Genomic DNA, 23,746 nt, shown 5'->3' with positions numbered 1-23,746 from the left:
GGAGTTCCGGCGGCGGCACCTGAAGGCGCTGGCCGACCTGTTCGTGCAGGTGTTGAAGTTGTCCGGCGTGACGGCGGGCGAGGCTGAGACGCTTGTTGCCGGCTTCACTGCGAACTGCCCGATCTACAACACGCTGAAACGTGGCGGGCCCGTCGAGATCTCCTGGACTGTGAGCTGACCGATGCCTGACAAGAAACTGCACCTTGCCGCCTTTGTCTCTGCAGGTCCGGTCTCCGGCAGCCCTGCTGGCTGGCGGCATCCGGAAGCGGACGGCGACCTGCTGTCCGCCGCCTACTACCAGAATATCGGCCGGCTGCTGGAGGAAGGGCGTTTCGATCTTCTGTTCATTGCCGACATTCTCGCGATCCCGGACACGCTGGGCGGCAGCCTCAACAGCCAGCTTCGCTACGGCGCGCTGGGTGCATTACGGCTCGATCCGCTGGTGGTGCTCTCGATCATCGCGGGCGCGACCAAGCATCTCGGTCTTGGCGCGACCCTTTCGACAACCTACGCCCAGCCCTATGTCCTGGCGCGCGCGCTCGCGACGCTCGATCATCTCAGCGGCGGTCGCGCCGCCTGGAACATCGTCACCTCGTTTCAGGAGGCGGAGGCGCGCAATTTCGGCCTGACCGAGCAGCTCTCGCGCGAGGGGCGCTACGAGCGCGCCGACGAATTTCTGGAGGTCGTGACCAAGCTGTGGAATTCGTGGGAGGATGGTGCGCTGGTCCGGGATCGCCAGACGCCGCTGTTCGCCGACCCTGCGCGGGTGCACCGGATCGATCATTCCGGCAAATGGTTCAATGTGCGCGGCCCGCTCAATGTCAGCCGGCTCCGCAAGGACGTCCGGTCTTCATCCAAGCTGGCGCTTCGGATCGTGGCCGCGATTTCGCTGCGCGATGGGCCGAGATCATCTTCGTGACGCCGGTCCTGATCGATGTCGCTGTCGAATTCCGCAACGACTTGCACGCCCGCGCGGTCCGTTTCGGTCGCGACCCTGATACAGTCAAGGTGTTGCCCGGCATCGTCCCGGTCATTGGCGACACGGAGAAGCAGGCCAAGGCGCTACACGACCAGCTCCACGAATTGTCGCATCCGGAGTCCGATCTCTCGACTTTGTCCTATCATCTCGGCGTTGATCTCTCGCGCTTCCCGCAGGACGAGGTCCTGCCTGAGAATCTCGACGTTCCCGGCGTCGAAGGGCACTACCGTGAGGTCGCCGAGCTGACGCGGCGCTCAGGCTTGAGCCTTGCTGAGCTAGGACAGCGCTACGGCGCGGGGAGAACCACCAGCGGCTTCGCCGGCACGCCCAGCACGGTGGCTGATCGCATGCAGGAGTGGTTCGAGGCGGGTGCTTGCGACGGCTTCATGTTGCAGGTCCCATATCTGCCAGGCGGCTTGGAGGAGCTGGTCCCCGGCCTCGTGCCGGAGCTGCAACATCGAGGGCTGTTCCGCACTGAGTACGACGGCTCGACCTTGCGCGATTCGCTCGGCTTGCCCCGGCCAGCGGGCTGAGGTCGCCCATGCCCACCCGACGCTATGCTCTTTAGCTTCAGCCACTCCCACGATACGCAGCTCATGAGGTATCGTGATCGTGCGATAAATCTCCATTTACGGCCTGAAAAAACACGGCATGCGACCAGCAAGTCATTGAAAATGCTCAGTGCGCAGATAACTCTCAATCAGTGGCCTGGTCAGCGTCCACTCAGGCAACAAGCGCAGGATCTCTTGTTCAATCAATCGCAATAATCGGGTGTTGCGCCTCCCCGCAACCAAGCTTCAAGCCCTTGAAAACGTATCGTTTTCGAGGGCTTTATGTTGTTCGAGTTTTGATCCCAAATTTCGTTCATGGAAGCGCCGTGGAAGCGGCAGAAGGAAAGTCGCAGCGTAAGATCGATGGGGTTGCGCGCGACGAAATGACTCAATTGTGATCGGAGGCCCACTGGGAGCGCCGCCATCCAAGGTTTTGCTGCGCCGACTTTGCCCACTCCACAGCTGGACTACGATTTGGGGGTGGTTAGAGTCTCTTCGGGCGCCAAATTGCCACCATTCAGAATAAGTCCGCGAACCCAATCATTATGTGGCCCTGAGATCCTCCAACAATGAAGCGGCTAACGCTTCTTCAGCAATGGAGAGCCGATGTTGCTGCATGGCCGTCATTAACCTTTCGTCCCATAACGCGGGCGCAGCCTTTCCCGTGAGAGCCTGTCCAAGACATGAGGTCTGTTCGACGGCGGACTCGTAGTCGCTCGCCCCAAAACGCCAGGGTTGGGCGCCGTGCTCGCGCATGACGTGGTTGCCGATCCGCACTCCCGGCCAATCGAAATCGCCATGATAGAAAAGCTGCGCCCGCGCTTTAGCCAGCTGCGACAGCAGGCATCGCTGTGCTGCGGCGGGCATGCCGTCAGTGCAGACTAGCGGCGCGCAATCGGAGCCCCAGTGATCCGCGGCGATTGCGACCAGGTTGGGATTCTCACAGACATAGACCTTGCGATCCGCCACGTCCCACGACGGTGGAGACCGCAACAGCGACCGCAGCGAAGCGTAAACAGGCTCTCCCTGCGACTGACTGTAATTTCCTGCATCGCGCATGGGCAGGTTCAGGAACAGCACCGGGCGAGCCAATTCATTGACCAGCACGCCGGCCTTGGCCCACACGTCGCGGTCGCGCTCCGCACCACCGCCCGGCTCCAGCTCGCCGTCTCCCGTTGGCTCGCTATCGACGTCATCATTGTTGTAATCGGTTCGAGCGATTACCTGACGCCAGACCGTCAGTGCCAGGGTTGCCGTGGGCTGTCCGATGTCGAGCGCGTGGGCGTCGCCCAGCACGTCGGCGGCCAATTGCGAACGTGTGATGCCGCTCGCCGGCAGGCGTTGCAATACCGCTTCGACACGGCGACAGAGTTGGAGCGCCGCCGGTGGGCTCTGTCGTGCAAGGCGCTTGAGAAGCCCGATGCCCGCCGGAGCCTGCAGCAGTCCGATCAGTTCGCGGTGAGTGCAGCCGCCCAGCACATCCGACCACATTGTTTGCAGCGCAAGGCGCGTCGTGGCGAGATTCGAAATCGGGCCATCGAGTTTTTCAAGTGCGTCGCGCAGCGAAGCGGCGATGCCGGCATTCTGGAAAGCGGTGTCGACGAGGCGAACGTCGACTTGTAAGGATTTGGTGTAACGGAGCGGACGACCAAGCAGCGAAGCCAATGCAGCATGTTCCTCCGCGGTGAGCTTGCCGATGCGAAAGTTTTCAACCGTGGAGCCGAGCGATGCCCGTTCGAAACGCTGACGCAGGCGCTTGCGCAGCAAGGCGTAACGGTCGCCGCCAAGTAGGCGTTGCAGGCGTGGGTCGGTCGAGGAAATCATGTCGGCGCAAATCTGCGATCTGGATCGTCTTGGCGTGTCTTGGCGCGACCGTCCCAGCTCCAACGCGACACGAACACCGCGTCGATGCCTTCACGCCGCTGCAACTGGCAAATGGCGACGCCGGGCAGTTCGGCATAGCAGGCCCATTCACGCTCGCTGGTGATGACGAAGTCGAGATCGAACTCGCGGATCAGCCCCATGCAATGGGCGCGCGCGGTATCATCGATGCCGGCGAACGCTTCATCGAGCAACATCAGGCGCGGCGCCAGCGCGTAGCTGCCCTGACTGTAGAAACTGGCGACCGCGGCGAACAGCGGCACGGTGAGGCCGAGCGCGCGCTCTCCGCTGGAGGCCGGACCGGAGAGTTTGCGCCAGTGCCCGTCCTGCCAGCGCTCGACGCGAAAGCGGTGCCAACGGCGATAGTCCAGCGCGCGGGCGAGTTGCTCGATCAGGCTGCCGCCCACATCCTTTCCGGCGCCCGAATCGGCCCTCTCGCGCTCGGCGGCGATGCGCTGCTGCAACATCGCGCCGACCACTCTCCGGTCGTCAGAAGACCAAAGGTCTGCGCTGGTATTGAGCAGGCGTTTGCGCGCTGCTTCGAGGCCGACCGGAGCGCCTTCTTCTTCCGCCAGGGGCTGCCACAGCAGACGATAGCGTACCCCGGTGGAGGTCGGGCGATGGTGCAATTCTTTGTTGATCGCATCGCGCTGAGTTTCGGCCGCTTGCAGCAGGCGCTGCACTTCGGAAGCGATTTCGGCCTGCAGATGGTTCTCCAGCACAGCGCGCTCGTTCGCCGTCAGCAGTTCGCTGCGCTGGGCGATCTCTTCGGCGAGGCGCGCGGCAAGGCGATCCGGCGGTTCGGGTCGGTTCTGGTAGACGACGCGGACGATAAGCCCCCAATCGCTCTGTTCTGCGTGCGCCTGGTGGCCGAGTGCGCTGAGGGCGCGTTGTAGCTCCGTCAGGTCTTCGCCGATCTGCCGTTGCAGGCGTGTCCAGGCGTCGTCGTCGTCCTTGAGTTCGAATAAGGCTTGTTCCGCGCGGCGAGCCAGAGTAAGCGCGGGGTCGATCGTCCACGGGCCGCCCAGGTCAGGCAGGTTGGCTTGCGGTAGCGCAGCCGCGAGCAGGCCGGTGGCTGCGAAGTGTTGGAACTTCGCGATTGCTTCGGCGCGCGCGTTGCTGCGTTGTCCGAACAGAGTGCTCGCAGTCGCCGCCTGTTCGTGCGCGACCGCGCGCGCCTCGCCGGATTTGCTCAGGACGTCGCGCGCGATCGTTAGTGCGGAATTGCTGGCCTTGACGGCGGTGCTGGCATCGGCCAGCCGCCGTTGCAGCTCCTCGACCCTGGCGCCGACGGATCCGCGCAACACCTCGAACCGGACGGCGGCTTCTTCCGCCTCAATGCGGGCAGCCGCAAATTGTTCATCCTGCTTCTTCAGATCGTCGCGGGTTTCGTTCTCGCGGTTGCGTTGCCGCTGCAGCTCGGGGAGCGCCAGACGTACCTCGTGAACAGCCTGGGCGAGGCGGAGTTGGGCATCGTGATAGTGGTTCAACGCCATCTCGACCGCCGGTAACTCGGCTGATAATGCAGGAAGGCGCAGATCGGTGGCATCGGCGGCGAGTCGTTGCCGCACCGTCTGCAGCGCTTGTGCGGCCTCCAGGTATTGAAGATCAGCCTCGCTCAATTGCTGGCGGGCGGTCTGAGCCTCGCGCGCACTGGCGGCCGCCGCAAGATGGGCGTTGCGCAACTCCTCTTCGGAGGGAGCCAGACGCCATTCATCGGCGGCTCGATCCTGATCGCGCGTGAGTTGCGCGTCCATCTCCTGGACCGCAATGAGCTCATCGGCGATTAGTGTCAGGCGGCCGACTACGTCGGCCAGTCGCTGCTTGCGGGCTGCGGCGCGGGCCGCATGGCCGATATAGACTGCCGCGGGTTTGGCCCAGGCGCCGACCAGCGCGGCGAGCCGAAAGCGACCGTCGGGGGCGACCCAGGCTTCGATGTCCGCGGGATCGTCATCGGTGCAGGCGATGCCGGACAGCAGGCGTTCGACGAGTGCGGCCGGTACCGCGATATCGGTGGGCGTGTCAGCGTGCAGCCAACCAGCGAGCGAGAGCGCGTGCGGCTGTCGCTGCAGCACCTGGGTGTCGTGCAACAGCTCTACTCCGTCGCCGGCCTGCAGGTGGCCATCGGGCGAGACCCATGCGTCGAGCAGGCCGGCGGCTTCAAGCGCGGCCTCGAGGCCGGCGCGCTGAGCAGCCGTGACCTCTTCGCGAAAATCCACCAATTGCCAGAGCGGCGCACCCTCGCGCGCATCTCTGGCATCGGCGCCGCGCGTATGCGGGTTGGGCGGCGTCGCATCGACCCCGGCTTCGAGACGGTTGCGTTCGTCTTCGAGGGTGTTGAGCTCCGTCTCCAGCGTCTGGCGTTGGCCGTCGAGCGCCACGCGACGCTGCGCCAGACGCAGGCTGGCGTGCTGCTGCTCCGTTTGCAGGCAATGTCGCGCCGGATTGTCGCCATCCAGCCCAACAACCCAGTCGGCGAGGGCCGTGAGCGCTGCGCGGCCGTCGTCGGAGCTGACCCGCAGTTGCTTCAGGCTGGCGAAGTAGCGCTCCCAGGCCTGAATCAGGTTGTGGCCCTCGTGATCGACCTCCGTATCGGCTTGCTCGCGTCGTTTTGCCGTGGCCTCTACCGTGCCCTGTCTTTCGTCGCGGGTGTTCTGGCGTTGTGTATGCAGGGCTTCGGCCTCCGTCACCTCAGTATGGCGTCGCCGCAACAATGCGATCTGTTCGCGTCGATCAACGATCAAGGTGCGAAGGTCGGCGCATGCATTGTCGAAGGCTTGTGGCGTCAATGCGACCAGATCGGCGGCGGCGAGCGTTGCGAGCGGGCTACCGGCGTGCAGGCCGACGATACCTGCGGCCTCGGCATGCGTCGCGTTGTTCTGACGTAGCTTCGTCATCACACGTTCGGCTTGCGTCATGCGCTGGACGCCGTGCCCGGTCTCCTCAGTGCTGCGCTTTAATCGCCGTCGCACCTCGTCGACCGCCGCGGTGGCGACTTGCAGCGCACGCTGCCGAGCCAGAGCGTCCCGCTCGGCGGATTCGAGACGGTTCGCGTCCTGCATGGTCGGGTCGGCACGCAGGATATCAAGCCGAGCCTGCTCGCGCTTGAGCGCAAGTTCCGCGTCGTCGTGAATTATCCGGGCGAGCGCTTCCGCGGTCTCGGCCCTCTCGAGCCGCGCCTGCGCGTCGCCGCGCGCCCGGCTTGCACTGTCGAACTCGGTCTGGGCCTGGCGCAGCGCGCGGGCCTGCCGCCGGCTCTGGGTGCCAGCGTAGATCCGGTAGCGCTGGTCGAAGCGCTCGACGGCTCTTGCCAGCGCCTGGTATTCCTCGAGTTGGCGGCGATCCTCCTCCAACTGGCCCAGAGCCTCGGCGACGTCCCCAAGCAGTTCGGGTGCGAGCGGTGGCAAGGCCTCGGTCAGTGCGTCCGAGAGCGCGGTTTCGTCAGGCTTTTTCGACAGTTGCGGCTGACGCAACTGAATCAGCGTATCCATCAAGGCGTCGTAGCGCCTGGTGCCGAGGTGGAACAATCGCTCATCGACCGCGCGCCGGTAGCTGACGGCGGTATCAAACACCTGGCCGCGGCCGTGCAGCGCGTCACGCAGGCGTTCCCGAGTCAGGACCACGCGCTGATCACTCGTCAGCCAGATATCCTGATTGATGCGCGGAGCGCCAATAGAATCCTCCAACACGAAGAACCAGCTGTCCACCTGGGGACGCGCAGCGACCGCCGCAAGCCCGGCGCCGAGTGTGAGGTAATGCGGCGTGCCGTCATCGGCGAGGCGGCCGAATTCGATCCAGGCGTAGCCGATGCGCCGGTCATAGCTACCCATCAACAGGTTCCAGGACATCTTCTTGCCGCTGTCGCCGTCGGGTTCGATGCGCGAGGACTTGAGCTGTGCATCGAGGAGGAAGGGCAGCGTCAGCGACAGCACCTTGGATTTGCCGGTGCCGTTGTTGCCCCGCAGCAGCAGATGACCGTCGCGGAACCAGAACTCCTCGCTGTCGTAGTGAAACAGCTCCACCAGTCCAAGCCGCAAAGGCTGCCAGCGTTGCCGCGTCGGGATTGGCAGCGCGGGTCTCTCGGAGAGAGCAGCAAATGAAGCCGGCCGGTCGTTCATGTCGGACCGACCAGGGCATCGGCAGCCGCGGTCTGTACGCCGCGTGTTTCACGAAAGTTGCGGACCTCGGCCTCACCGAGCGCAAACCGGGCGAGCGCCGGGCGCGGATAGACCGTCTCGGCATCTCGCACAATCAGTTGAAGCTTTTCCAGCCGATCAAGGGCGATCTCCGCAAGCTCGCGTTCGGCGCCGGGTTCACGCGCAGATTTGCGCCAATATTTGCCATAGCGGGGCTTGCTCTCGCGCAGGTAATCGACGACGTCTTGTTCCCTGATCATACCAGAGAATGGTTGGGTCGCGCCGGCGGCATCCGTCTGCCGCTGCCTGTAAACGGTGGCCAGGAACTCCGCGACCAACAGCGTGACATGGGCGTCGGTACCTTCTGCGGGCATCGCCACATCTGTCAGCGAGCCAGCCTCGTCGACCAGCGCCAGACCTTCGGCGCGTTGCTCCGCGACCAGCCCGGTTGCGTCAGACAGGCGGGCCGCCATGGCGCCACGCTGGTTGACAAAATAGGCCCGAGACTCGGCGTCCAGTGTGTCGGTATAGACTACCGGATCGTCGAGCAGCCGGCGTGCCAGTTGGCGGCGCAGAACGGTGCGTCGGCCCTCATCGCTGTCAGCCACATGCTCGTCGGCCAAGGCATGCAGTCGCTGGTCGAGTGTGACCGGCGCGTCTTCCGGCCGGAAAGTCGACGGCCCGCGCACGGCGGCCAGCATGCCGGCGAGCGCGCGGCGCTGCACGTCGTAGAGGGCATCTGCCTGATCGCCCCCGGTATGGACAAAGGCGTCTTCGTCGCCGGCGACACGCTGCAGCACGCCCAAGTCGAGCAAGGTGCGGCATACCGCCACCAGTTCACGCCGCTCGTGGGGAGCGCCGAGCGTGAAGATGAAGCCGGAAGCCACCAGCGTCGGCTCGGCGGCGAATTGCAGCAGCCGCTCACCCAGCAGTCGCAACGTGATCTGCGGGTCAGCGCGTTCGAGCACCGCGCAAGCCAGGCACAACAGCACGTAACGGCGGCGATCATAAAACGGCAAACCGCGCATCGTGCTGGCGAGGTCGGCCGGTCGCTTATAAAGTCGAGCACCCTCTTGTTCGACGTGCAGCGCCCAGCCGGTTTCTCGCCCAAACCAGTCGCGCAGTGCGTCGGCCTGACGCCGGATCGCCGGAAAATCGTCGTGGTCCGGACTCATCAGCGGCGTCATCAGCAAGGCGCGCACGGCACTGCGAAATTCCTCGTTCTGGAACCGACGCTGTTGCTGGCCGATGCTGCGGCTGTCTCTACCAACGCTGGCGGCCATCGGCTGTCTCATGTCGGCGTGATCGTGATTAAATGGTCGCGCCCGGCAAATACGCCGCGCGGCGTATTAATCACAGCGCGGCTATCGACTGCGAGTGGCGTGAGGTTGATATGCAATAATCCGTCGCCGGTTCGCCGTTCCGCGCTGGTGTTCGGACCGGCCTGTTCGGTCAGCACCTCACCGAGCAATCCCAGGAACAGACCGAAGGCATGAATGTCCAGCTCGGCGAGATCTGAAAGGCGTGTGGGCTGACCGGTGGCGAGGTGCTTGCGCGCCGCCTCGACCTGCAGCGACTCCTCGGCGAGTTCGCGCGCCAGATGTGCGCGGGCCTCACCGCGATCACGCACCCGGGGCATCACGCCGCGCGGCGCGGCCTCACCGTATTCGCGTAGCCGCGGGTGAATCGTCAGTGGTGGCGCGTCGGCCCAGCGTGTCGAGGCCGGCAGATCGGCGTCGGCGTTGGGATTCAGCGAGAAATGTCGTGCCGGGTTGAGCGCGAAGGCTGCGCGCGCCAACCGGTGCGCCTCGCCATCGTTGCTGCAGGCAGAAAACCAGCAGGCGAGCATGCGGAAATCCGCGGAACGGTCGCTGCGCCCGCTGCGGCGCTCGTTGAGCGCGGCGATCGCTCCTAGCAATTGCGGAATTGCCGACCGTGCCCTCGCCCGCAACAGTTCGGCTTGTGAGGGTTCGTGGCCGGTACGGAAGAACCAGCCGCGCAGACCTCTCCAGCGTTCGCGCCAGGCATTCAAGTGAAGGGTCCGCGCGTCGGCCCGATCCTCCGCATCGCCGGGGGCTGCATCGCGTGCATCGCGCGTGGCGACCTGCTGTAGCAATGCGTCAATGCTCGGTTCCAGAGCGAGGATATGTCTGGCGATGGTGTCGGAGCGGCGCACCAGATCGCCCATGAACCGCTCCAAATAGTCGATTAGCTGGCGCTTGTAATTCGCTACCGCAATCGCCTCGGCCTGTTGCAACTCAATGCTGCGTGCGACGCCGGCCATGAAAGCCTGCGCATTTTCAGCAAGGCCCTCGAAAACGCGCACCAAATCCCGCAGTGTTTCGTGGATCTTCGCGACGTCGGCTTCCGCCTCGTCCGCCAGCGTTTGAAGCGCCTGCAACCGGTTTGCGATGTCTTCAAGCGCCACCGTTTGCAGTTCGGCGCGCCGTTGCAGTGTTTGCACGAAAAGCGCCAGCGCCGCTTCGACAGCCTCCCCGCCCTGCGAGAGACGATACAGGAAGCGTGCACGGTAGAAATCGCTGAGGCTGGAAACCCGCGCCGTGTCAGGATGCGATTCAAGATTGCCCCAGGCGGCAAGCTGGGCGAGCGCGGTGTTGACGTCCTCAATTCGCGGTGGTGCATCTAACCATCGGGCTTCGCTCAGTACTTCGTCAGGTCTTAATTGCAGACGGTATTGCCGTTTGGCTGCTGCAAAGACGTCCATGATGCGGCGGTAAAATTCAGATTTCTCGGCACTCACATGCCTGAAAAGCTCGGCTGAATCGCTGACGGCTCGCATCGGGCTTCTTCCCAAAGGTCTTCCACTGGAGTTGCCGGTTCGCGCGAACACGATAGTGCATTTGTCTGTTCGCTGCAGCCAAATTGGGTTCTATCCACGGTTCGTGGATCGGGCGCGGGCTAGCTTCCCTGCATGCGGCTGAATCGCGCTTACTGTTGAGGTAGATGGTCAGCCTTTCATCTGAGGTGATCCGTAAATTATATAGTAATTTCAATTACATATGAATTCGTAGTTTTAGTCTGAGTGGCGTGCCATTCTTCAATGACCGAGCGAACGCCTCTCCGGATTTGTCTCTTTTTCGCCTCCGCATTCCGGAGCTCCATGCTTCATCCCACCTGTTAGTCCTATCCTCTTTCGAGGGACGGTTGCCGATGAGCCAGGAATCCAAGACGGCTGGCGCGCAATACGCTAGTTACCTGCGACTGCTGCCGCAAAGCGTCGTTGAAGCCAACAATCGGCGCGCGCAGGCACACGCGCAGAACGCGGCCGACGCCTTCGCTAAATTGTTCGCAGAGGGCACGTGCCCGGTCTGCAAGAACGCAATCACCTCGTATACGAAAGACGCGCCCTAGCTGCTGAGGCCGGAAGGGTTTGAGAAGGACGATTTCCCGAGAATAGCGGAGCGCTACGCGGCCGAGCGCATCAGCTATTTGGATGCGGCTCATTTCGCCCCTAATTCTGAACATCGCTTTCAAGGTTGAATTCATGTCGTACTTGCGGGCGACTTGGACGCAATTCATCAGATCAAGTTCAAGCTCGCCGTAATCAAGCAAAAGGCGACCTATGACGGCCATCTCGTTTGGAAATGTGCTGTGGATCGGAAACATTATCGTCTGCGCCCCTTAAGACCAGCTGATAGCTAGCCTAACGATTCATGAAATGGCCATGACCGTAGCCGTCTAGCGCCGCTGAAAGCGAATGTTCAAGTTCAAATGATCTCGAAGTGGTGTTCTTTCGGTCGCGCTACGTCTTTGGCAGATCATCACCAGCAATGCTCCTGCGTAGGTTCTCGTCATAGCGCCAAGGCTCGTTTGAGATCATCGTGTTCGAAGGCGCTGGCCATGCGGTTGATCTCAGCCGATCTGGCGCCGACTGCTTTGGCGCTATCACGCCAGGTCGTCGTCACCGCCGCGACTTCTTTAATAGTTGCGCGGGCTTGCACGAGCGTGAGGCCGAAAAACTCCGAAGCGGCTTCCAGCAAGTCGAGTGAACAGGTGCCTTCGTCGAGGTCGATATTTGTTGTCAGCACGCGTGCTTTGAGATCCGTCGGCACCGGGTTGAGGTCGTAGGCGGGAGAGAGCGTCCAGCCCGCCTTACCGAGCCAGAGGAAGCCGTGGTTGCGCAGGTGATCGTCGACATTGGAGATGAGCACGTTGAAGACGACGCGCCGATAGAGTGCATGGGCGTCGGTCTTTCCTTGCGCGCCATGTTGCGCAAGGGCGTCGACTATCTCCGGATAGCTGCCCCGCTCGCCGTCTTTGGCGCCCATCATCGCCATGGCCGACAAGAATGGGATGCGGGTCGCGCCGGTGCGGTCGAAGCGACGCGACAGCATGACCGGTTTGCCGGCCACTTCGATTAATTCATGGTGCGGAGTAGCGATGCCGGCCTGACCAGCCAGCCGCAGCGCGATCTCCTCCCAGGTCTCCATGCTATAGTCGTCGGTCTCCTTCGGGAATTTGGCGATGGAGAGGTTGCCATGCTGATCAACGACGGATGCTTTCGGCCGTGCTCCGCCGAGAGAGGAGCCGGGTGCGAAGATAAGCTGGCGATCCTCGTCCGTTTCCTCGTCCCGGAGAATCCGCTCGGTAATCTGCAGGAGCCGTCCGAGTTCGATCAGGGCAGGGACGGCGGCGCGGATCGGCGCCTGGAAAGTCTCTTGCCCTGCCCAGCGGAATAGTAGCGCGCCGAGACGGGTTTCATCGGCGACGCCAAGCAGGTAATCGCTCTCCGCCAGGGTGCGAACTGCGCGGCCCTCGCGTTCAGCTAGGCGGCGTTCGGAGCGTTGCATCAGACGTCGGCCCCAAGTGTCGGGTGCGGAGTCGCCGATGGAGCCGAAGATGGCTTGGCCGGGTGGTGGCGCGAAGCCGCCGCGCGTCAGCTTGAGGGCCGGCTCGATAGAGAAGCGATCAGGATCTTCGAGCCACTCGGGCGCATACTCGAAGACGACTGTTTCGTTACCTCGAACGCGGTTGCTTCTGGCCAAACCGACGCGCCGCGTGCGGCCGTCCAGCTCGATGTGGACTTCGAAATCAGCCATTGTCGGCTCGGGCGGTTCGCTTGAGGTGGATATGTTTGGGTAGCTCTGCGCTGGCCAGCGCCTGTCCGACTGGGTCGTTGCTGATGTCGGCGACCTGGCTCAGACGGTCGAGCAGGCCGAGCGCCTGGAGGACGCCGGCATAAATCCCGACGCTTACATTGGTGTCCCCGGCTTCAACTTTCTGGAGCGTTGAGCGGGAAGTGAATGCGCGCTCGGCCACGACCGCCATCGGCAGCCGTCGTCGCCGGCGGGCATCGTGAATGTCCGTGCCGAGCTTGCGCAGGGCCCGCCGCACAGCGGCAGGAGCATTATGTGGAGTAGGCATTTGTCACCTTCGTACTACAGATTGGCAAAATATGTAGCACGAAGATTACATTTTTACTAGTCGGCTGGAAGGATCGACAGCCCTTGAAAATCCACGAATGTAAGATTGTCTTACCATATGTCGGATCAAGGAGGCTTCCATGGACCCTGCTACCCTTAAGGAAAAGTTAATCGCTGTTCTCAGCCAGATTCAAGCTGACAGCGGCTTGGAGTGCCCAGCGCTGAGTGCCGCGATCAAACCGGTTGAGACCTTGCCCAAGTTCGACAGCAAGGTCTGGCCCGTCGCGACCACGATCCTCGCCACAGAGATCGGCGCGACGATCCCGAACGACGTCAATATCTTCGTCGACGAGACCACCAAGCTTCCGCGCTCCATCGACGAGACGGCGATCTTCGTCTGTGACCTGCTCAAGAAGCAAAGCGAGAAGGAAGCGGCCGCGGCATGACCGAGCTCGATCCCGCGAAGCGGGCCCAGATCGCTGATCGACTGAAAGAGGCGCGCAAGCTGCCCGGCTTGAAGGCCATGTCGCCAAGATAATCGGCCTGCACCGTCCTTCCATCACCGAGATCGAAGCAGGCAACCGCCGTGTCTCAGCCGACGAACTCGTCCGACTTGCAGAGATCTATGACGTCAGCGTCGCCTGGCTGCTCGGCGAAGCGCCCGAGACGCTCGACGCTCAAGATCCGCGGCTTGAGCTTGCCGCACGCGAACTCTCCAAACTCAAGCCAGATGATCTGGAACGTTTGCTTAGGCTGTTAGCGGCGATGCGCAACGATTCCACCGCGAGCGGGGACGATCGCTGATGAGTGTGTTCGTCTCCACCACCGTCGTATCTTCCTCCCGCAGGAGGCAAGATAGATCGATCCCGTCGCCGCGCATTCTGACAGCGATGTTGTGCACTGGCTGAGTATGCAGTCGCCAAGCGCAGATTGGTCCGGTAGACGCTGAACCAGCGTTAAAGCATCTGTAGCGAAAACTTGTAATCTTCTCGTCATAGTTGTATCTTTATAATGCGATTTTGGATTCGAGGGGCTCGTCCATGAAGATGATCGCGCTTGTTGCTTTGTGGATTCTTGGCTTGTCGGCTTCCTCCCTCGCGCAAGACATCAATTGCGGTGCAAAAGGGCCTGATCCGAAGCCGAGTGAGATCAAGCTCATTTCGTGGAATATCGCCGAATTAGCGACGGCAGTGAGGGTCTATGATCGTCTCCTCCGCTCGGAAGATGAATTCAAGGACTTGCGGCTCTATCGTGAATGCAGCGACGGCCACGTCTACGCCATGCAGGAGATCGCGAGCCTTCGCGCGCTCGCGCGCGTTTTCCCACCATCCCAGTACATTCTCTGCATTTCCGGGCAGACCGTTGCGGACCAGCGTGGCCTGGCGCCCGATTATCCTTTCAACCAGCTTTCGGATATCAAGCCGCAGTGCGTAACCGACCCGACCTCAGCCGTGAGTACTCTGCCGGGCGAACTCACCAATCCTGCCAGGCAGTATGTTGCTTTAGCAATCAAGCGATCTTCTGGCGTTTCACTCGCAGATACGAGGGACGTCGTGGATCTTGGGCCGAAAGACCCGGCAACTGACCACCAGACCCGGTGGGGGCTCGACATTACTTTGAACAAAAATGGCGCTCTTTTGCGGCTACTCGTCGTGCACATGAAGTCTCGCTGCAACGAAGACCCCATCGAAGAACCTTCAGATAACGACCACTGTCCAGCGCTCTTTCGTCAGCTGCAACCGCTTAAATCCTGGATCAGGGCAGCGCATCAGGGCGGTGGGCCGGTTATCGTTGCCGGAGACTTCAATCGCAGGTTCGACCGCGAAAGCCCTGAGATAAAGACGACTGATATGTGGGATGTGATGTCTGGCGCGTCCACGTCGAGCCCTGACGATGACGTGAAACTTACCCATATCCCTAAGAACAAGGAGTTCAAGTGCTGGCCTACCGAGTCCGCCAGCCAACGCTTTTCAATAGATTTCTTTGTCTTGAATGAGAAGGCCGCTGCCCTTGCGAACGCGGGATCATACTGGAAATGGCGATACGGCAAAGACATTGAAGAGGAAACGCCGCGTTCCCGTTGGCCCAGTGATCACTGCCAGATTCAACTGAACCTTAAGTTTCCATGATTGACGCGAAGTGCCGTTTGAAGCCGAGCCACGGGCCGGTTTGTGTTGTTTCCAAAGATCTAATTTTACGGGGAACGTATGCAGATTGATACTGAAGTAGTCGCCACGACGACCGCGCGAGTCGACTCGAAGCGCGGTGAACTCAAGGCACCTGCGGCAAAGCCTGATCTTCCGAAGGATCGGGCGGATCGCGTCACTCGATACATCAATGAAAACCGGACGCCCGATGACATCGCCGCCCTAGAGCGCGCGATGGGAACGAATGACCTACTGAGCCTACACTACTTCTGGGCAGGCATTCGTGCGGCCCGTTCTGTTGGCTGCATCAAAATACCACCGTCGCCGGGTGATCGCGGAGGGTCTGCTACTGGCTTCATGATCGCCCCCACACTCCTGCTGACGAATTGGCATGTTTTTAAGATGCCGGAAGTAGCAGGCCGCTCGCGTGTCCAGTTCGCATACGAGTCGGACCCCCTTGGAAATGACCGAATCCCCACCTGGTTTTCCTTCGCTCCTGACAAGTTCTTCTTCAACAACAAGGATCTCGATTATTGCGTCGTGGTGGTCGACCCTCTTTCAAAGCAAGGGACGGAAGAGCTGGCGAGTTTCGGATGGCTTCGCCTGAATCCTCAACTCGGCAAGGCGGACTACGGCCAATTTCTTTCCATCGTTCAGCATCCCGGAGGCCAGAGCAAGCAGATAGCCATTCGCGAAAATAAACTGTTGCCCTTCGATGACACTGAAGACTTTCTCACCTACCAGAGCGATACCTTCCGAGGCTCGTCAGGCTCGCCAGTGTTCAACGATCTCTGGGATGTCGTTGCCCTACACCACTCGGGAAAGCCGCTGAAAGATAGCCAGGGTCGCTACATCGGCCACGACGGCCAGCCCATTACCGACCATAAGCCGCTGGAGCACGAGATCAAATGGATAGCAAACGAAGGCGTCAGGACCAGCCGGCTCGTAGCTGACATCAGGAAACAGGCTGCTCGTCATGATCTCCTGCCGGTGCTTGAGGCGGCCATCCAAGGAACGATCAAGCCAACTGGAGCCGAACTCGAAATCGACGTGGAGCCGTCAGCACGGCCTACTTTCGCTCCGCAGCTCATTCCAGCAAGCCTGCCGAGTGAGGGATTCTCACTCGTCTTGCCACTAAACGTCTCGCTCAAGGTTGAAAGCCTTTCGAATCCTCCTTCTATCCGCTCGTTGATCCCGGAAGTAAAGCCATTGGCTGCTCCGGCCATTGTCGCAAGTGCTGAGCCTGACGAGTGGTTGCTGGAGAAGCTTAACTTCGACACCGACTATAGCGATCGACAAGGCTACGACGAAAACTTCCTCGGCCGCGACCGTATTGCGGAATTCCCGACCATAGAGAGCGAAGACCCGAAGCTGATTGCTCCCTTGCGGGGCCGCGCCGGCAAGGTCTTCCACTACCATCACTACTCGTGCATGATGCATGCACAACGGAGAATGCCGGTCCTTTCGGCCTGCAATACCGATTACGGCAAAGGCCAGAGGAAGATTAAGGGCCGCGAAACCTTTGGAAAGGACGAGTGGATAACCGATAGCCGCATGGACGAAAAGTACCAACTGCCGAAAGGCTTCTATGATCGGTGGAAGAGACTCGATTTTGGCCATCTCGTGAGGCGAGATGATAACTGTTGGGGTGCGTCAAAGACAGAGATTGAGTACGCGAATTCAGACACGTTTCACCTGACGAACTGCACGCCCCAGCACGAAGCATTTAATCGCGATAAGTTTGGTTTCCACGGCTTGTGGGGGCGGCTCGAAAATCACATTAGCAGGCAAGCATCCTCCGATAGGACGCTGGCACGCCTGTCGATCTTTGCTGGTCCAATTTTCACGAAGCGGGATCTGAAACAAGACGAGGAGGCAGGCAACGTTTATGTGCCGCTATCCTATTGGAAGGTAGTCGTTGCACCGACCAGGAGCGGCAGCATCAGGGCGTTCGGCTTCGTCACATCGCAAAAGCAGGAGCTAGCTGACGATTCACCGTTTGAGGAATTCTCGCCAGAAGGCTTCGAAGACGAGCAAGCAACATTGGCGGAAATCGAAAGACGCACTGTTGTCCGATTTAGTGCGACGTTGAAAGCTGCCGACGTCATGAATGACCGGCCCGTGCAGGAGGAGGAACTTATGCCCCTCTCGTCATTCGAAGATGTCTGGATGGGGAAGAAATAACTGCGGGACGGAGGCTTGCTCGATGGCCGCGCTGCTTGGAATGACAGACGTGTGATCGAGTGGGGCATGCCCAGTTGCTTGAGCTATCGCAAAGGATCAGGGCAGGGAGTTCGCGAACTATGCGTGTACGACGCTGGTCTTTTGGGTGCTGGCAGGACCTTCTGCGAACGAAGCTGGTCAATCTTCGTTCTACTGGTGGGCCGGTGAAAGCGAACCCCGCTGGCCTGCGAGTTTTGGTCTTCTTTGATGGCGAGAAGAAAGGCGCACCGCCACAAGTCGAGATCGCCCGATCATGAATGGGACCTCTAAAATGTCGGATATCCGATACTTTCGTTCAAACATTCACCAGGCCGAAGCTGATCTATTGGATTCTGCTGCTTATTGTATGTGCCGTGCTTCTCTCTGAGGTTTGGTGGCTCTGGATCGACACGAGACGCATACTGGGACCTTCCGATTTCATCAAGCCTCGGGCGAAGATGCGTCGAGGAAGGGAAATTTCCTATCGCATTCTGGATAGACACGGCGCTGCGTAGGAAATTTGCAGACGTCCAGCAATCGGGTTTCGAGAGCGAACGACGCCCGAAGCGCCGATTATTCGCGCGGACTCTCTCCTAAAGGACCTCAGCATCAAAAATACAAGACGTAAACATAACGGATATACTTGGGCGCCGAAGGCGATGGTGAGTGCTCCTCGTCAAATCACGGGCGTTGTTTCGGAAAGCAACCAATGTTAAGGGCCACCGTTGCGCACGACGGTAGGAATGTTCAGTTGGCGAACGGAAGAACTGCCGACTCCTCCATGCGCTTTGCGGCTCACAAGGATCTAGACGAACTCGCTTTTGACCTTGCATGCTCGCTAATCTGGGTCGACGCGCGCGAAAGCGCACTCGACTATCTCGGAAATTTCGTGCGAAGAGTTCTGCAACTGGACTCGGATATGGTCTCGCTACGTAGACCTCAGGGCTAGAGATGTTCGCGCGGGGCGATTGTCTGATGCGGGTATCACCTCGCTACGGGGTGATCTCATTGCCCCACTCACTGATTGGATCGAACGTGGCGTCGTTTATCCAAGTTCTATTTGCTGCGGGAAAGATGTCCTTCTCGTTCCAGTAGGGAAGCGTACGGCCTCCGAGGAGGTGCAGGCGCAAAATGACCGACTCCGGTACGAGAGGTTGCTTGATCTCGTCAACGAAGGTCGGCCAAAAACAAATGACCCGCTTGGGGAAGAAGCTGCGCTTGTTGCTTTGGCGCGTACCGCCCAGCCATTCCGGTAATGAAGGGATAACTCTCTGAGGAGAAAGGCTATGTTGCGGCCGCTGACGCGCGCGAAGTCGGCGGGGGCAACTAGGTGAACGAGGTCGCGCGCGGGAACGACGCCATCGGCCCGTGGGCGAGGCGGGTCCGAAATTTGTACATATATTTCGGACAATCTTTTTGTAGTGATGATGATCAGTACCAGGCTGTGGGCGTCGGGCTGAAGCGCACCCCGATCTCCAAGAAGGCACAACCCGCCAAGCGCGGCGCTAGCCGGCCTAGTAGGGCCAAGCGAAATCGATCATCTGCTCCAAAGACTTTGCGAATGTCTATCCACAGGATAGGAAGCAATCGCGTATATTGCTGCACTACATGGTATAATACGCGGACAAAGGCGATTAGCCCAGTGATGCAAGCGGATCGTGACTAGTCTCATGACTAGTCCTTCTGAGGAATTGTATGCTGGACTTGATCGCTTTATGGCGGTTCTGTGGAGAAGCCCACACACAGTGGACGAAATTCGAGCAACGGAGTTGTTGGTCACACCCATGAAGACCCCGCCACTCGATCCTGATGTCGCTGATTCAGCTCCGGATGATCCGGTGCTCACGGGCTACGATGAACGGCATCTCGTGACGTATTGGCGGCTTCTCGATGCCGAGACCGATGGCGCCGACTGGAAAGAGGTGGCTCGGATGGTCTTGCATATCGATCCAGATCGCGAGCTGGCGCGCGCTCGCAATGCGTTTGATAGTCACTTGGCGCGAGCAAAATGGATGGCTGATCACGGTTACCGCGATTTGCTGCGCGGCGGCGCGACCAAATAACAGGAATCTGTCGATTAGAATTCGCAATTGAGAATGGAGCTCTCCCACTGACAACGTGATCGCCTGTACGCATCACGCAATGCACAATTGGTGGCTTCCCCAACAACCAAAGGCTTCATAGACATTTCGCAATCGCCTTACGGCAGGGGATCAGAGCAATGTCCGAGCTTGACTGGCGTGCCGGGCGCGTATCAGCACGCCATCAAGTCAGGGGAGGTGGCGGATTTCGGGGTCGTTCCGGCGAAGTCCCAACTATCGAAATGCCTACCCGGGACGCTCGCGCAAAATTCCGAATTCCGAAGGAGATGGGGCGACTGCTTTCGCTCATGAGCGCGCTCCAACCTCGGTAACGTAAATGAAAGAGGCCGCTAACCGAGGAGCCCTTACTGTCGTGAAGTCGCAAGCGCACTTTGCTTGAATTCAGAGTGGCTGGCGACCGTCGCTGATGTTGGCAGGGCAACGACAACTCGATAAGTTGTGAAGTACCTGAACGATGGCAACAAACTACGACAGACCGAGACGCAACTCTCTCACCTCGGCCGTGGTCTAAACACGGCGGGATGGTCGATGTGCCCATTCATCGGGGCTCTACAATCCTTTCGAAACACTCGTCGATCGCAGCACGGCGTCAGTGATGATCATCTCTTTCGCGGGTCCCAGCGGTGCTGCGTCGGTCGCGCGCCGCCTTGGCCTCGAGCAACTCGTCAATTTGCTACAGTACGCCTCCTGCAGCTTGGCAAGCGCACTGCATTTGCGGGCATACACTGCTGCCATCTGTCGAAGCTCCGCCTCGATATGTGAAACCTTGTCCATGATTTGCCTATTATCGTCTTTAGGTTGATGCACGGCTATACCGCGCAACCGTGTCAGCGACTCCCGCGCATCTCGGCACGTAGCGTGACCCGGCGAGCGCGAGAGAGCCCCCTCGGGGCTGACGTGATGGATCTCCGCGACCCGCTGAATACTGATATAATCCTCATCGAGAGGTGGCGGCGCCCTAATGCCGCTCGCGGCGAGCAGCATTCGAAAGCGAAGCGAGCTCCGCCACTACGATATCGAGCTATCGCGCCATGCCCTCGATCTTGGGCGCGTGCTGGCGCTGCCGGGACCGCGTTATGACGCCCCCACTTGCGGGATGATCCGTATCCTGAACTCCAGCGTCAGGTCGCGAATCTTGAGCAGCAAGTCGGGATTAGTGTCAATTACCGCGCGAGTGAACGCGAAGCGCTCCTCGGCGAGCGCAAGGCCTCAGCACTTGAAACGGCCGCAGGGATACTCATCGACGGTGCGCCTCATGCTTCGCGATATAGTCAAGAATTCTCGCTCTCGCCAAAAAGAAGATCCTCATCGAGCAATGCGTGCATCGCGCCTCGAACGCAAGGGGAAATCGAATTGTCAGTATCGATCATTTTCCGAAAGTTCTGAAATACACGATCGATCCTCGCGATCGAATCGCCTGCCGTGATCATTCGCTGCTCAGACTCGTTGATCCTGCTTCTCGTCGTCAGTAGTGGTTGGATTGGCATTCCTGCGTTCTTCGGCGAGCCGAACGGGATCGTGTGAACGTTTGTTCAGCGCTCGAACATCATCGCGGCGCGCTTCGACGTAACGCCGGATCCCGTTGCAATTATCAATGTGATCGCAAGATGTCTACTTGAGCACGCCGCAGATCTCCTTGAGGATTGCGCAGTGTTGCTTAATCTAGTGGCTTGTCGGCGCCGACCGTTAAGTGCTCTTCGGCGCGGGCGATGAGCAGATGCTGTGAGGCGGGACTCGTCTTCTTCGCGCTTCTGCACCTTGACGCGCTTTAGCAGATCGGGAACAAATTCGCCGAGCAGGTAGCGTCCATTCCGCTCGCGTTTGAAGTAGCGGTCGGTGACGAGCTTGATTAAGCCCGGATTTGCCGTCTCTTGCGATGCCCGCAGAGTCTCTCGACGAAACGTCGCTATTTGTAACGTCCATCTAGGTTTCGAGTCCCTGGTTGAGATGCAAATGCAGCCGAAGAGTGTCGCGTCTAAAACATTCAGACGATGCGGTGGCGCGAGGCTCGCGCGCGATTTGATCTTATGCCAAAGCGCTGCAATGTATGTAAGAGTTGCCGATACCGAGCGCTGGGTAAAATAGAGGCGCCACTGTCAGTGGTGCACCCGCGTCCACATGAGCTTGCGAATTTCCCGCTCTGCTCGCGCGAAGTTGCCGATGTTGAAGTGAGTGCGCCGATACGCAGCAGCGCGTTCCGCTCGCGACCCCATGATGCGGGGTCTCTCGCGCTTGTACATCTCGTCGCGTGCTTGGCTGAGTGCGCCGCGCACGGCATGTCGGAGTTCCCCTTTGATTCGAGGGAATGTGGTTGCGGTGGGCCGAAAGCTAGTTAGCAGTTGCAGCGCGCGAGCCTTGATCTCCTCAAAATACGGACTAACGCGCACTTACGGTTCTCCTTTAGCGATGATGCTGCTGCATCTATGCTCCTGATAGCCCGGTTAATGGCATCGATATGGCAATCAGACCTCTGTGGATGAAAAGAGCAGCCGCGGTGGCAGCTTGCCCATCACGCATTCTGCGCAGCGCAGCTCGGGGTTGCTCGGAGGTCACAAGCACGTCGTCAAAGTGATTACGGGACCGAGGTGTCGAGTTGGCAACAAGCCCCGCGGGACAGCATTTATGGGCGCCTGGCGGGCCGGCCCCAGCAGCCGCACGCCTGTAGCTATGCCTCGGTCAACGCGTGCGCGATATATGCAATTAGGTCCGATGGATGTTCGATGCCGATCGATAGCCGGATGATGGAGTCGAGGACGCCGATTTTTCACGGATGTGAGTCGGAACACCTGAGTGCGTCATGCTTGCGGGTAGGCTGGCAAGCGACTCGGTACCGCCCAGGCTCACTGCCAGCTTGAAGAGTTTCAGCGCGTTCCGGAATTTGTATGCGGCGGCTTTTCCGTCGACAATATCGAACGAAAATGTGGAACCTGTGCCAGTGCATTGCTTCGCGAATAGCCGGCCCGGCGGCCGGTCTGCCTCGTGGTGAGCGAGGCCACTTTTTCGTGGTCGCGCAGGTAATTCGCTACAAGATGCGCATTTCTATCGGCTTTTTCCATGCGAAGGCTCAGTGTTTCGAGCGAGCGGCTGATCACCCAGCAAGAATGCGGGTCCAGTTGGGTGCAGATGGCGCCTCGCAGCGCTTTGACGTCCTTCATGAGGGCTCTTGACCCGAGCGCAGCGCCAGCGATCAGGTCTGAATGACCGCCGACATATTGGTCAGTGAATACAAAGAGAGATCCGCACCATGTTCGATCGGTCGCTGGAACACTGGCCCTAGCAATGTGTTGTCGTACGCGACGATCGGCGTGTGTCCCTGGGCCCGGCCGGTCATCTCTGCGACGCGGCGGACCATCGCAATATCGACCAGCCCATCGGTTAGGTTTGCCAGAGTTTCGATGAAAATCATTGCAACTCGGCCTTTGCGCATCGCGTCCCCTGCCGCCAGCCTGACTCCGGTTTCGTCGAGGCCGTCGGCAAAGCCGACGGCACCGATCGAAAGGCCCGCAAGCGTCTTCGCAAGCAACGCTTCCGGTCCACCGTAGAGTGGTTGAGAGTGCAGAATCACGTCGCCAGGGCTTGCCGAACGCGAGGATCGTCGTCGCAATCACCGCCATGCCGGATGAGAACAGTGCGCAATTCTCTGTACACTCGTAGACGGAAATCCCGTCCTCGACAATTTCGCTGTTGGGGTGATTGAACCGCGAATAAACCAGGCCTGCGTCCATCCCCTCGGGAGGCTCGCACCGCCCCGAGACGAAATCGAAGAAGTCCCGTCTTCTCGGCAGTCCGGAAAACGAAGGTCGAGGTCAGAAAGACCGGCGGTTTAACCGCTCCTTGCGATAATTTCGGATCGTAGCCGTAGTTCAGCATCTGCGTTTCGGATGCAGCATGTGATTGCCTATACGGGTCTTCAACGAAAAATGCGTCATCATGGCCTAAGCTTCGTTTTATAGATCCAAATCCTTGCGCTGCAGCTAGACGACCGATTCCATGAAACCTGCGCTGATGGAGCAGGCTGAATTGGTGGAACGGACGGGCTGTTGGCGGATTCCTCGTTTGCGGTCGGCGAAACGAGGAGCTGTATCATGGCAGGATGGCGGCGAGCGGTCGAATTGGCAATGGGTGATGAAGAGATAGCGACCTTGACGACGCTTTCGCGGTCGAGGATCGAACTGGCGAGCCGGGTGTCGTGGGCGCAGATGCTGCTGGCGTATCGGGAAAATCCTTCGTTCTGCGCGGTGGGCCAGAGACTTGGGGTCCATCATCAGACGGTGCAGCGCTGTGTCGAGCGGGCGCTGGCCGATGGCCCGCCGGCAGCCCTCGACGATCGCCCGCGACCGGGCAAGGAACCAACCATCACGCCT

At 60.1% G+C, this 23,746-nt stretch carries 14 protein-coding genes and 2 pseudogenes; 8 read left to right on the top strand and 8 right to left on the bottom strand.

Annotation, left to right across the window (positions count from 1 at the left end; translation table 11 throughout):
• Window positions 1-181: 181 nt before the first annotated feature.
• Window positions 182-919, top strand: coding sequence for an LLM class flavin-dependent oxidoreductase (locus KIP88_RS47310; protein ID WP_308163773.1), 738 nt, complete (start codon window positions 182-184; stop codon window positions 917-919).
• A complete protein-coding gene (locus KIP88_RS47305; protein ID WP_308163774.1) occupies window positions 853-1,512 on the top strand; it encodes an LLM class flavin-dependent oxidoreductase in 660 nt (219 codons plus the stop codon). The genes KIP88_RS47310 and KIP88_RS47305 overlap by 67 nt, the downstream gene beginning before the upstream one ends.
• Before the next feature lie 561 nt (window positions 1,513-2,073).
• On the opposite strand, the gene KIP88_RS42310 is transcribed toward KIP88_RS47305, so the two are convergent.
• The 7 genes from KIP88_RS42310 to KIP88_RS42280 form a co-directional block, all read right to left on the bottom strand.
• A complete protein-coding gene (locus KIP88_RS42310; protein ID WP_057854516.1) occupies window positions 2,074-3,354 on the bottom strand; it encodes a TIGR02679 family protein in 1,281 nt (426 codons plus the stop codon).
• Window positions 3,351-7,529, bottom strand: a complete 4,179-nt coding sequence (locus KIP88_RS42305; protein WP_214494003.1) for a TIGR02680 family protein — start codon at window positions 7,527-7,529, stop codon at window positions 3,351-3,353. The genes KIP88_RS42310 and KIP88_RS42305 overlap by 4 nt, the downstream gene beginning before the upstream one ends.
• The gene (locus KIP88_RS42300; protein ID WP_214494002.1) at window positions 7,526-8,830 is read right to left on the bottom strand and encodes a TIGR02678 family protein; all 1,305 of its coding nucleotides are present in this window, start codon (window positions 8,828-8,830) and stop codon (window positions 7,526-7,528) included. The genes KIP88_RS42305 and KIP88_RS42300 overlap by 4 nt, the downstream gene beginning before the upstream one ends.
• An 8-nt stretch (window positions 8,831-8,838) precedes the next feature.
• On the bottom strand, window positions 8,839-10,347 hold the full coding sequence (locus KIP88_RS42295) for a TIGR02677 family protein (protein ID WP_057854519.1): 1,509 nt from the start codon (window positions 10,345-10,347) through the stop codon (window positions 8,839-8,841).
• A gap of 344 nt (window positions 10,348-10,691) precedes the next feature.
• Window positions 10,692-11,174 carry a hypothetical protein gene (locus tag KIP88_RS42290; protein ID WP_214494004.1) on the bottom strand — a complete coding sequence of 161 codons (483 nt, stop codon included), beginning with the start codon at window positions 11,172-11,174 and terminating at the stop codon, window positions 10,692-10,694.
• 185 nt (window positions 11,175-11,359) lie between these two features.
• Window positions 11,360-12,607 carry a type II toxin-antitoxin system HipA family toxin gene (locus KIP88_RS42285; protein ID WP_214494001.1) on the bottom strand — a complete coding sequence of 416 codons (1,248 nt, stop codon included), beginning with the start codon at window positions 12,605-12,607 and terminating at the stop codon, window positions 11,360-11,362.
• A complete protein-coding gene (locus KIP88_RS42280; RefSeq protein ID WP_214494000.1) occupies window positions 12,600-12,932 on the bottom strand; it encodes a helix-turn-helix domain-containing protein in 333 nt (110 codons plus the stop codon). The genes KIP88_RS42285 and KIP88_RS42280 overlap by 8 nt, the downstream gene beginning before the upstream one ends.
• A 139-nt stretch (window positions 12,933-13,071) precedes the next feature.
• Between KIP88_RS42280 and KIP88_RS42275 the strand changes: the two genes are divergently transcribed.
• The 5 genes from KIP88_RS42275 (at window position 13,072) to KIP88_RS42255 (ending at window position 19,343) form a co-directional block, all read left to right on the top strand.
• Window positions 13,072-13,377 (top strand): hypothetical protein, encoded by a 306-nt coding sequence (locus KIP88_RS42275; protein WP_214493999.1) that lies wholly within the window; start codon window positions 13,072-13,074, stop codon window positions 13,375-13,377.
• A gap of 88 nt (window positions 13,378-13,465) precedes the next feature.
• Window positions 13,466-13,735: a helix-turn-helix domain-containing protein gene (locus KIP88_RS48785; RefSeq protein ID WP_374226590.1), complete on the top strand. Its 270-nt coding sequence runs from the start codon at window positions 13,466-13,468 to the stop codon at window positions 13,733-13,735.
• A 236-nt stretch (window positions 13,736-13,971) separates the two neighbouring features.
• Complete coding sequence (locus KIP88_RS42265; RefSeq protein ID WP_214493998.1) at window positions 13,972-15,060, top strand: hypothetical protein; 1,089 nt, start codon at window positions 13,972-13,974, stop codon at window positions 15,058-15,060.
• A 78-nt stretch (window positions 15,061-15,138) separates the two neighbouring features.
• Window positions 15,139-17,262, top strand: a complete 2,124-nt coding sequence (locus KIP88_RS42260) for a DNA/RNA non-specific endonuclease (protein WP_214493997.1) — start codon at window positions 15,139-15,141, stop codon at window positions 17,260-17,262.
• Window positions 17,263-19,064: 1,802 nt separating this feature from the next.
• Window positions 19,065-19,343 carry a DNA -binding domain-containing protein gene (locus KIP88_RS42255; RefSeq protein WP_214493996.1) on the top strand — a complete coding sequence of 93 codons (279 nt, stop codon included), beginning with the start codon at window positions 19,065-19,067 and terminating at the stop codon, window positions 19,341-19,343.
• A gap of 2,704 nt (window positions 19,344-22,047) precedes the next feature.
• Here KIP88_RS42255 and KIP88_RS42250 read toward each other — a convergent pair.
• A pseudogene (locus KIP88_RS42250) lies at window positions 22,048-23,314 on the bottom strand (cystathionine gamma-synthase family protein).
• A 153-nt stretch (window positions 23,315-23,467) separates the two neighbouring features.
• Here KIP88_RS42250 and KIP88_RS42245 point away from each other — a divergent pair.
• Window positions 23,468-23,746, top strand: a pseudogene (locus KIP88_RS42245) (IS630 family transposase); the annotation flags it as partial.

This window comes from Bradyrhizobium sp. SRL28, assembly GCF_018596315.1.
GTDB lineage: Bacteria > Pseudomonadota > Alphaproteobacteria > Rhizobiales > Xanthobacteraceae > Bradyrhizobium.
This window is presented reverse-complemented; position numbering and strand designations above follow the sequence as displayed.